We start from the raw sequence: 8934 nt of genomic DNA on the forward strand, positions 1-8934 counted from the left end.
GCGCCCGGCGCGCTCGCGGGCGCCTGGGGCCACGCCGTCGAGACCGCGGCCGGCAAGGACACGCCGTCCGGGCATTGGGAGATCGCCGGCCTCGCCATGCGCGAACCGTGGGGATACTTCCCGGATACGCGGCCGGCCTTTCCCGAGGCGCTGACGCGCGACCTGATCCGGCTGGGGGACCTGCCGGGCATCCTCGGCGACCGCCACGCCTCCGGCATCGCGATCATCGATGCGCTCGGCGCCGAGCACGTCCGGACCGGCAGGCCGATCTGCTACACGTCCGCCGACAGCGTTTTCCAGATCGCGGCCCACGAGGACGCCTTCGGCCTGGAGCGCCTCTACGACCTGTGCCGGATCGCGCGCGAGCTCTGCGACGCCTACCGGATCGGCCGGGTGATCGCCCGGCCCTTCGCCGGGACGGCCGAGGCAGGCTTTCGGCGGACGAGCCACCGCCGCGACTTCTCCGTCGCGCCGCCGGCCGACACCCTGCTCGACCGCCTCCAGGCCGCGGGCCGCGACCTGGTCAGCGTCGGCAAGATCGGCGACATCTTCGCCCACCGGGCCACCGGCCGTGAGATCAAGCCGGGCGCCAACATGGCGTGCCTCGACGCCGCGCTCGATGCGCTCGGAAGCCTCGCCGATGGCGGACTGGTCTTCGCCAACCTCGTCGACTTCGACAGCGAGCACGGCCACCGCCGCGACGTGCCGGGCTACGCCGCCGAGCTGGAAGCGTTCGACGCCCGCGTTCCCGACATCCTGGCGACGCTTCGCCCGGGCGACCTCTGCCTCGTCACCGCCGACCACGGCAACGACCCGACCTGGCACGGCACCGAGCACACCCGCGAGCAGGTGCCGGTCCTGGCCTTCGGGCCGGGGATCGCGCCGGGCCCGCTCGGGCGGCGCGCGACGTTCTCCGACATCGGCGCCACCGTCGCCCGCCATCTCGGCCTGCCGCCCGGCGCCGGGACGCCGGCCTTGTGAGGAGTTTTGCGATGCGGGACGACGACGAGCGGGTGAAGCGCCCGGTGCACCACGAGATCGGGCAGGGGCTCGACACCCTGTCGGTGGACGAGATCAATCACCGGATCGCGTTGCTGCAGGACGAGATCCGGCGGCTCGAGGCAGCCCGGACGGCCAAGCAGGTGGCGCTCGGCGCCGCGGACGCGTTCTTCAAGCGCTGAGGCGGCGCGTTCAGTAGCGCGTCGCCAGCGCGTTCAGCCAATCCGGCGAGGCGTCGACCAGCACCGCCTCGATCCGCTTGTCGGCGCCGAGCACGATCACCAGCCCGGTGGCGACGAGGATGAGCCCAAGCGCCGCCTTCATTCCCTTGCCGGCCCGCATCAGCCGGTCGCGCCAGCGCATCAGGACGGATCGCGAGAGGGCGCCGAGGATCAGGAGCGGCAGGGCCGCGCCGAGGCCGAAGACCAGCATCGTCAAGCCCACCGCCCCAAGGTCGCGTCCCTGCGCGGCCAGGATCGAGGCGGCGCCGAGCGTCGGGCCGACGCAGGGGCTCCAGACGGCGCCGAGCAGCAGCCCGACGCCGAGCTGGCCCCACAGGCCGGTGGCGGAGAACCCGCCGAAGCGCGCCTCGGTCCAGTTCGCGACCGGCCCGGCGGCGACCGCGAGGCGCGTCTGCGCCGACGGCACCAGCAGGACGATCCCGACGAGGATCAGCAGGATCGCGGCGACGCGGCGGAACACGTCGCCGTCGAGCCCGAGGCCGAAGCCGATCGTGGCGACGAAGAGGCCGATCGCCACGAACGACAGGGCCAGCCCGCCCGCCAGCGCCGCCGGCCCGTAGCGATGCTCGGACGCCGCCGCCCCGAGCACCAGCGGCAGCAGCGGCAGCACGCAGGGCGAGAGCGTCGAGAGCAGTCCGGCGAGCAGCGCGAGGCCGAGGCTGACGAGCATCGCGTTCGGCCTAGAGGGTCTTCTCGACCAGCCCCTCGATCCATTCGGGCTGCGTCTCGCCGACCGAGCGGCCGGTCTCGACGGCGCCCTTGTAGGCGATCAGCGTACTCTGCATGCGGACGTCGAGCTTGCGCAGCAGGTCCTTCTGGCTGTCGAAGTCGATGTCGAAGATCTGCAGGTCCTTGAAGCGCGGGTCGGCGCTGAGCTTGGCCAGGATCGGCTTCTGCGTCTTGCAGATCGGGCACCACGGCGCGCTGACCTCGACGAGGATCGGCTTGCCGGCCTTCTGCGCGGCGTCGAACGCCTCCTGCGAATAGGGCTTCATCTCCCCGGCCTGCGCCTGGGCGAAGGCCAGCGGCGCGAGGGCGAGGAGGGCGATGAGCGTACGGCGGCGTGTCATGAGCGTCGGATCCCCGGTTGGCGAAAGCCCGGCCCGCTCGGGCCGGGCGCGTCGTCGTCGTTCAGTTGCTGACGGCCGGCACCGGGAAGGTGTGGTCGAACGTGCCGCCCTGGCTGTCGGTGGCCGCGACCGTGATCGGCGCGCTGCCCTCGGGGCGCATCTCGAAGCCGATCACCGGGTTCGACGAGATCGAGATGTCGCCTTCCAGCGTGAAGACGTTGCGCGCGCCCTGGCTGACGCTGATCCGGTCGAGGTAGCGGGCGGGCGTGTACTCGCGCGAAACCTGGTTCATCTGCATGCCGGAAAAGTTCGGGTGGCGGATCATCAGCGTCGCCGGCATCGCCTTGTCGGCGGTGAGGTCAGAGAACTTCATCCGCATGTCGCCCATGCCCTTCATCGCGTCCGCGTCGGTCATCCCCATCGGCGCCGAGCAGCCGCCCGATGCCTTCACGAAGATCTCGGACGCGACGAGACGCCCGTCCTTGGTCTCGGCCACGGCGTGGACGTTGGAATAGGTGTTGACCCGCACCCGCATCTTCAGCTGCGCCGGGTCGCCGGCCGGCCCGAAGTCGACATGGGCGGCGAGCGGTGCCGGGTTGTCGTCGATGATGAGGTACAGCCCCTTCACCTCGTCCTTGTCGGCGACGGTGAGCGTCACCGGGACCAGGGCGGCGTCCTCGGCGCGCACCGGCATGTCGATCGATACAAGCTTGCCGGGCTCGACCTTTCGGTCGCCGAACACCTGCTTCTGCAGCTCCTGCCAGCGTGCCGCGCGCTCGGCGTCGCCGTCGCCGGCCGCCGCGAAGGCGACGCCGGCCGAGGCCAGCACGGGCAACGCGACGGCGAGGCCGACGACGGTCTTTCGGATGATGTGGCGCATGGCGTTTCCTCGTAATCTCTTCGTTCGTTGCATCGGTGCTCTTGATGGCACCGCCGTCACGATAGACTTATAGAGGAGATTGCCGAATTTCCTCGGTCAAAACATAGTGCGCCGCGCGTCGTGCCGAGCCGCCGGCACGGTTGCGTCTAAGATGCGTTCGGCTTGCGGAGCACCCGCTCGTCCGCGACGAGCCGCTCGAGCTCGGCCTCGCCGACCGCATCCATCGGCGCGGGGATGCGGATCGCCCGCGTCGGCTCGCCGGCGCGCATCACCAGCACCACGGTCTCGATGTCCGGGCAGCCGGGGTCGGCACAGGCGATCTCGTTGACGGTGATCGCATCCTCCGAGCCGAGCCCGAGGGCATCCGAGCATGCGACTTTCAAAAGCTTGGCGCGCTGAGCCTGCTCGGCCGAGCGCGCCCGCCACGCCATCAGGCTGACGAAGGCCATGCTCTCGATTCTCCGTTCCGCGCCGAAGGGGGCCGCACGGCATCCTAGGCCCTGCCGATCACCGGATGAAACACTGTTGCATCGGGCGTGGCTGTCAAGCCTCACGCCCGCGTCCATCGTCGACTGGTAGACGCAACGATGTCGGGGAAAGCCGGATTTCTGGTAAGCTCGCACGATCGCCGAAACAAACGCGACGCTCGCTCGTAAACGTCGCGCGCCCGCGTCCGGGGTGCAGGTGAGGAGTACCCGGTGCGACCCTGGCGAGACGGACCCGCTGATCGACGTGGCTACCACCACGGCAACCTGAAGGAGGCGCTGATCGAGGCCGCGCGCCGCTTCATCGCCGAGCGCGGCATCGGCGGCTTCACCCTGGTCGACGCCGCCCGCCTCGTCGGCGTCACCCCGGCCGCGCTCTACCGGCATTTCCGCGGCCGCGAGGCGTTGCTCGAGGAACTCGCCGGGCGCGGCTTCGCGGATCTGGCCGAGCGGCTGGCGCGCGCGCTCACCGCCCGCGGCACCCCGCTGGAGCGCTTCACCCGGATGGGGGAGGCCTACCTCGCCTTCGCGGAGGAGGAGCCGGGCTACTACGCGGCAATCTTCGAGACCCGCGGCGTCCACGCCCCGAACGAGGCCGGGCCGCGCCCGAGCCCGTTCGACCTCCTGGTCGAGGCGTTGCAGGCGACCTTCCCCGACGGGTTCGGCGGCGTCGCCCCGCGCTTCATCGCGCTGGAGGTCTGGGCGCTCTCGCACGGGCTGGCGACCCTCGCGGCGGCGGGACACCTACCGAAGGGGCCGGGCATTCCCGACAAGTACGAGCTTCTGCGCGCCGGCGTGCTCGCCCTCGTCCACGGCGCCGGGGCGGGCAAGCCGGGGTGATGCGCATCGCGCGTCGCACCCCTTGAAAGGCCTGCGGGCCGCCCGCATGTTAACGCTGTTCACATGAACAGCGGAGCCTTACCGTGAGCACTTCCACTTCCTCCCCCTGGGCGAGCGGCAAGGTCAGCCGCTGCGGCCCGTTTCCGCGCCGCTCGATCGAGATCGGCGCGATCGTAGTGACCTTCATCTACTGGTGGCCCGTCGGCCTCGCCCTGGTGGCGTGGAAGATCGCCGGGTATCCGGCCCTCGGGGAACTGCGCGACTACGCCAAGCGCGGCGCCGCGGGTTGGGAGGGCGGCACCGCCCGAGCCTCGCGCTTCGCCCGCGCATTCGAGGCCTCGAACCGCCGCGGAACCACCGGCAACTGGGCCTTCGAGGAGTATCGCAAGGCCGAGCTCGACCGGCTCGACGCCCAGCGCCGCGCCCTGCAGGAGGAAAGCCGCGCCTTCGCCGAGTTCGTCGAGGAGCTGAAGCGCGCCAAGGATCGCGACCAGTTCGACGCCTTCATGGCCAAGCGCCGCGCCGACGGGACCGACAAGTCCTTCACCGCCTGATCCCGACGCGCGACCGACGAGATCGAGGGCCTTCCGTGCGAGCGGAAGGCCCTTTTTCGTGGGGTTCGCGTTGCGCCCGGGATCGCCGTTCGGCAAAGCGGGAGGGCACGCGTCGGGAGGACAGGATGAGCCAGGCAACGGTCACGGTGGTCGACCACCCCCTCGTCCAGCACAAGTTGACGCTCCTGCGCGACAAGAACCGCTCGACGCAGGGTTTCCGCAACCTGCTCAACGAGATCGGGATGCTGCTCGCTTATGAAGTGACGCGCGACCTGCCGCTGGAGCCGGTGACGATCGAGACGCCGATCCAGACGATGGAGGGGCGCCAGATCCAGGGCAAGAAGCTGGTCCTCGCCCCGATCCTGCGGGCTGGCGTCGGCTTCCTCGATGGGATGCTGTCGCTGCTGCCCTCGGCTCGCGTCGCGCATGTCGGGCTCTACCGCGACCCGGAGACGCTCGAGGCGGTCGAGTACTACTTCAAGGCGCCGTCGGACCTCGCCGATCGCACGGTGCTGGTGCTCGACCCGATGCTCGCCACCGCGAATTCCGCCATCGCCGCGCTGACGCGGCTGAAGGCTCGCGGCGCGCAGGACCTGCGCTTCGTTTGCCTGCTCGCCGCGCCGGAGGGCGTCGCCCGGCTTCAGGCCGCTCACCCCGACGTGCCGATCTGGACCGCGGCGATCGACAGCCACCTCAACGACCACAGCTACATCGTGCCGGGCCTGGGCGATGCCGGCGACCGGATGTACGGCACCCGCTGAGACGCGCGGGCCTTGGACCCGGGCTTGCCAACGGAGCGTCCGGCAGCAACTAGGGGCGAACCCTCGCGAGGAGACCGCCCGATGACGATGACGCTGCCCGAGACCATGCGCCAGGTCTGCTTCAACGGAGCCGGCGGCCCCGAGGTGATCGGCATCGAGACGGTGCCGCTGCCGAAGGCCGGGCCGGGCCAGGTGCTGATCGAGGTGGTGTCGGCCGGCGTCAACCGTCCGGACGTGATGCAGCGCGGCGGCAAGTATCCGCCGCCGAAGGGCGCCACCGCGGTGCCGGGCCTCGAGGTCGCGGGCCGCATCGCGGCGCTCGGCGAGGGTGTATCCGGCCTGTCCCTCGGCGACGAGGTCTGCGCGCTGGTGATCAGCGGCGGCTACGCCGAGTTCGCGGTGGCGGAGGCCGGGCATTGCCTGCCGAAGCCCGAGGTGCTGTCGCTCGTCGATGCCGGCGGCATCCCCGAGACGTTCTTCACGGTCTATTCCAACGTGGTGCAGCGCGGGCGGCTCGCCGCGGGCGAGACCTTCCTCGTCCATGGCGGATCGAGCGGCATCGGCTCCACGGCGATCCAGATCGCCAAACACCTCGGCGCCCGCGTGCTGACGACGGCCGGCTCGGCCGAGAAGTGCGCGTTCTGCGAGTCGCTCGGCGCGGACGCCGCGATCAACTACCGCGAGGCCGACTTCGCCGAGGAGGTCCAGCGGCTGACCGACGGCAAGGGCGTCGACGTCATCCTCGACATGATCGGTGCGAGCTACCTCGCCAAGAACCTCGCCTCGCTCGCGATCGAGGGTCGCCTCGTGCTGATCGCCCTGATGGGCGGCAACAAGGTCGAGGCGCTCAACATCACGCCGATCATGATCAAGCGGCTCACCTTCACCGGCGCCACGCTGCGGCCGCGTCCGAACGCCGAGAAGGCGGAAATCGCCGACGGGCTCCGCCGCGACGTGTGGCCGGAGCTCGATGCCGGCCGCATCCGCCCGGTGATCCACGCGACCTTCCCCCTGGAAGAGGCGCAGAAGGCGCATGCTCTGATGGAGTCGAGCGCCCACCTCGGCAAGATCCTGCTCGTCACCGGCCGCTGAGGCCGAGCGCGGCCGTATCGGGAGGAACCCCCGGCGACGGACCGGCGTTTGCCGGGTCGAGAACGCGTGCCGCCCTTCGGCACGCGGCGACGCCCTGACGGCGTATCGGTGAGGTCCTTGGAATGGTCGAGAAGCTTCCCAATCAGAACGCGCGCCAGGGCGAGCGCGGCAAGTCGGTGCTGTGGGTGCTGGTCGGCAGCCTCGTGCTGCTCGCGGTCGCCACGATCGGCCTGCTCACGTGGAACGGAGCCAACGCGCCGAAGGACTATGCCAGCCAGAGCCAGGACGCGTCGCGCAAGGAGATCACCGGGTCGGTGACGGGCTCGAGCAATGCGCCGGCGTCGAGCAACAGCGGTGCCGTTCCGGCCGGCAACCCGACCTACCCGCAGCCGGCCCAGCCGAACGCCAACGGCAATCAGCCCAAGTAGGCGATGAAAGCGACCCGGCCCGCGCTCAGCGGGTCGGGACCGGCGTCTCGCCGCGATAATCGTAGAAGCCGCGCTTGACCTTGCGGCCGAGCCAGCCGGCCTCGACGTACTTCACCAGCAGCGGGCACGGCCGGTACTTCGAATCCGCCAGACCCTCGTAGAGCACCTGCATTACCGACAGGCAGGTATCGAGGCCGATGAAGTCGGCGAGCTGCAGCGGGCCCATCGGGTGGTTCGCGCCGAGCCGCATCGCGGTGTCGATCGATTCGACCGAGCCGACGCCCTCGTAGAGCGTGTAGATCGCCTCGTTGATCATCGGCAGCAGGATGCGGTTGACGATGAAGGCCGGAAAATCCTCCGACATCGTCGAGGTCTTGCCGAGCTTTGCGATGAACGCCTTGGCCGACTCGTAGGTCGGGTCCTCCGTGGCGATGCCGCGGATCAGCTCGACGAGCTGCATCACCGGCACCGGGTTCATGAAGTGGATGCCGATGAAGCGCTCCGGCCGGTCGGTCGAGGCGGCGAGCCGGGTGATCGAGATCGAGGACGTGTTGGTGGCGATCAGCGCATCGGGCCGCAGCGACGTGCACAGCGTCGAGAAGATCTGCCGCTTGGTCGCCTCGTTCTCGGTCGCGGCCTCGATGACGAGGTCGCAGGGGCCGAGGTCGTCGTAGCTGCGGGCGGCGACGATGCGCTCGCGGACGTCGCGGCGCTGTCCCTCGTCCATCGTGCCCTTCGAGACCTGGCGGGCGAGGTTGCCGTCGATGTTGGCGAGGCCGGCGTTCAGGCGGTCGGGATCGCGGTCGTTCAGCAGAACGTCGAGGCCGGCCGCTGCGCAGACGTGAGCGATGCCGCTCCCCATCTGCCCGGCACCGATGATGCCGACCCGCTTGATATCGATGCCCATCTGTCGATCCATGCCCCCGACGCCGACGACCGAAGCGGTTGTCGAGCTGCCCTACGCCGCACGGCCCACCATCCGACGCGAAAGCTGGAAGGACTGTGCGGCGTTTCTTTTAGACCCTTCGTCGGCCCAAGTGGAACCCGTCGCGCACGCGATCGCGCGACGGGTTCGACCGGGTGACCCGATCCGACGACCTTCGGATCGCGACGAACGACTTCAGTTGCCCTTGGCCTTGCCGATCTCGGCCTGCAGTTCCGGCACGATCTGGAACAGGTCGCCGACGAGCCCGTAATCCGCCACCTGGAAGATCGGCGCGTCCTCGTCCTTGTTGATCGCGACGATGACCTTCGAATCCTTCATGCCGGCCAGGTGCTGGATCGCGCCGGAGATGCCGACGGCGACGTAGAGGTCGGGCGCGACCACCTTGCCGGTCTGGCCGACCTGCCAGTCGTTGGGGGCGTAGCCGGCATCGACCGCGGCGCGGGAGGCGCCGACGGCGGCGCCGAGCGAGTCGGCCAGCGGCTCGATCAGCTCCTTGAACTTGTCGGCCGAGCCGAGCGAGCGACCGCCGGAGACGATGCTCTTGGCCGCCGCCAGCTCCGGCCGGTCGGACTTGGCGATCTCCTCGCCCTTGAAGGTCGAGCCGCCGGCAGGGGGCGCCCCCATCCACGCCCTCGTG

Annotated in this window: 13 protein-coding genes; 7 read left to right on the forward strand and 6 right to left on the reverse strand. The window is 70.2% G+C overall.

The window, feature by feature from the left end:
• Together FV223_RS13130 and FV223_RS13135 are read left to right on the forward strand one after the other, a co-directional pair.
• Window positions 1-981: phosphopentomutase (locus tag FV223_RS13130; RefSeq protein WP_147727469.1), on the forward strand; the 981-nt coding region annotated here is incomplete at its 5' end.
• Between the two features lie 11 nt (window positions 982-992).
• Window positions 993-1181: a DUF1192 domain-containing protein gene (locus FV223_RS13135; RefSeq protein ID WP_147727470.1), complete on the forward strand. Its 189-nt coding sequence runs from the start codon at window positions 993-995 to the stop codon at window positions 1179-1181.
• Between the two features lie 10 nt (window positions 1182-1191).
• On the opposite strand, the gene FV223_RS13140 is transcribed toward FV223_RS13135, so the two are convergent.
• The 4 genes from FV223_RS13140 to FV223_RS13155 form a co-directional block, all read right to left on the reverse strand.
• Window positions 1192-1911, reverse strand: coding sequence for a cytochrome c biogenesis protein CcdA (locus tag FV223_RS13140; RefSeq protein WP_147727471.1), 720 nt, complete (start codon window positions 1909-1911; stop codon window positions 1192-1194).
• A gap of 10 nt (window positions 1912-1921) precedes the next feature.
• Window positions 1922-2311, reverse strand: coding sequence for a thioredoxin family protein (locus FV223_RS13145; RefSeq protein WP_147727472.1), 390 nt, complete (start codon window positions 2309-2311; stop codon window positions 1922-1924).
• A gap of 61 nt (window positions 2312-2372) precedes the next feature.
• Complete coding sequence (locus FV223_RS13150; protein WP_147727473.1) at window positions 2373-3191, reverse strand: quinoprotein dehydrogenase-associated SoxYZ-like carrier; 819 nt, start codon at window positions 3189-3191, stop codon at window positions 2373-2375.
• Window positions 3192-3337: 146 nt separating this feature from the next.
• Complete coding sequence (locus tag FV223_RS13155) at window positions 3338-3640, reverse strand: hypothetical protein (RefSeq protein WP_147727474.1); 303 nt, start codon at window positions 3638-3640, stop codon at window positions 3338-3340.
• 249 nt (window positions 3641-3889) lie between these two features.
• Between FV223_RS13155 and FV223_RS13160 the strand changes: the two genes are divergently transcribed.
• The 5 genes from FV223_RS13160 to FV223_RS13180 all read left to right on the forward strand — a co-directional run bounded on the left by FV223_RS13160 (window position 3890) and on the right by FV223_RS13180 (window position 7351).
• Window positions 3890-4516, forward strand: coding sequence for a TetR/AcrR family transcriptional regulator (locus tag FV223_RS13160; RefSeq protein ID WP_147727475.1), 627 nt, complete (start codon window positions 3890-3892; stop codon window positions 4514-4516).
• A gap of 83 nt (window positions 4517-4599) precedes the next feature.
• Window positions 4600-5070, forward strand: a complete 471-nt coding sequence (locus tag FV223_RS13165) for a DUF2852 domain-containing protein (RefSeq protein WP_147727476.1) — start codon at window positions 4600-4602, stop codon at window positions 5068-5070.
• Window positions 5071-5195: 125 nt separating this feature from the next.
• Window positions 5196-5831, forward strand: coding sequence for a uracil phosphoribosyltransferase (gene upp / locus FV223_RS13170; protein ID WP_147727477.1), 636 nt, complete (start codon window positions 5196-5198; stop codon window positions 5829-5831).
• Between the two features lie 81 nt (window positions 5832-5912).
• Window positions 5913-6923, forward strand: a complete 1011-nt coding sequence (locus FV223_RS13175; RefSeq protein ID WP_147727478.1) for an NAD(P)H-quinone oxidoreductase — start codon at window positions 5913-5915, stop codon at window positions 6921-6923.
• A 122-nt stretch (window positions 6924-7045) separates the two neighbouring features.
• On the forward strand, window positions 7046-7351 hold the full coding sequence (locus tag FV223_RS13180; protein WP_147727479.1) for a hypothetical protein: 306 nt from the start codon (window positions 7046-7048) through the stop codon (window positions 7349-7351).
• A 25-nt stretch (window positions 7352-7376) separates the two neighbouring features.
• On the opposite strand, the gene FV223_RS13185 is transcribed toward FV223_RS13180, so the two are convergent.
• Together FV223_RS13185 and FV223_RS13190 are read right to left on the reverse strand one after the other, a co-directional pair.
• On the reverse strand, window positions 7377-8258 hold the full coding sequence (locus FV223_RS13185; protein ID WP_147727480.1) for a 3-hydroxybutyryl-CoA dehydrogenase: 882 nt from the start codon (window positions 8256-8258) through the stop codon (window positions 7377-7379).
• Window positions 8259-8471: 213 nt separating this feature from the next.
• On the reverse strand, window positions 8472-8934 hold a 463-nt coding region (locus FV223_RS13190), incomplete at its 5' end, for an FAD-binding protein (RefSeq protein ID WP_210247510.1).

Source organism: Methylobacterium sp. WL116 (assembly GCF_008039455.1).
Taxonomy (GTDB): Bacteria; Pseudomonadota; Alphaproteobacteria; order Rhizobiales; family Beijerinckiaceae; genus Methylobacterium.

Bases quoted from the DNA above. Each gene is read 5' to 3' on its own strand.
- FV223_RS13135 (WP_147727470.1), top strand. From the start codon at position 993: ATGCGGGACGACGACGAGCGGGTGAAGCGCCCGGTGCACCACGAGATC.
- FV223_RS13140 (WP_147727471.1), bottom strand. From the start codon at position 1,911: ATGCTCGTCAGCCTCGGCCTCGCGCTGCTCGCCGGACTGCTCTCGACG.
- FV223_RS13145 (WP_147727472.1), bottom strand. From the start codon at position 2,311: ATGACACGCCGCCGTACGCTCATCGCCCTCCTCGCCCTCGCGCCGCTG.
- FV223_RS13150 (WP_147727473.1), bottom strand. From the start codon at position 3,191: ATGCGCCACATCATCCGAAAGACCGTCGTCGGCCTCGCCGTCGCGTTG.
- FV223_RS13155 (WP_147727474.1), bottom strand. From the start codon at position 3,640: ATGGCCTTCGTCAGCCTGATGGCGTGGCGGGCGCGCTCGGCCGAGCAG.
- upp (WP_147727477.1), top strand. From the start codon at position 5,196: ATGAGCCAGGCAACGGTCACGGTGGTCGACCACCCCCTCGTCCAGCAC.
- FV223_RS13175 (WP_147727478.1), top strand. From the start codon at position 5,913: ATGACGATGACGCTGCCCGAGACCATGCGCCAGGTCTGCTTCAACGGA.
- FV223_RS13180 (WP_147727479.1), top strand. From the start codon at position 7,046: ATGGTCGAGAAGCTTCCCAATCAGAACGCGCGCCAGGGCGAGCGCGGC.
- FV223_RS13185 (WP_147727480.1), bottom strand. From the start codon at position 8,258: ATGGGCATCGATATCAAGCGGGTCGGCATCATCGGTGCCGGGCAGATG.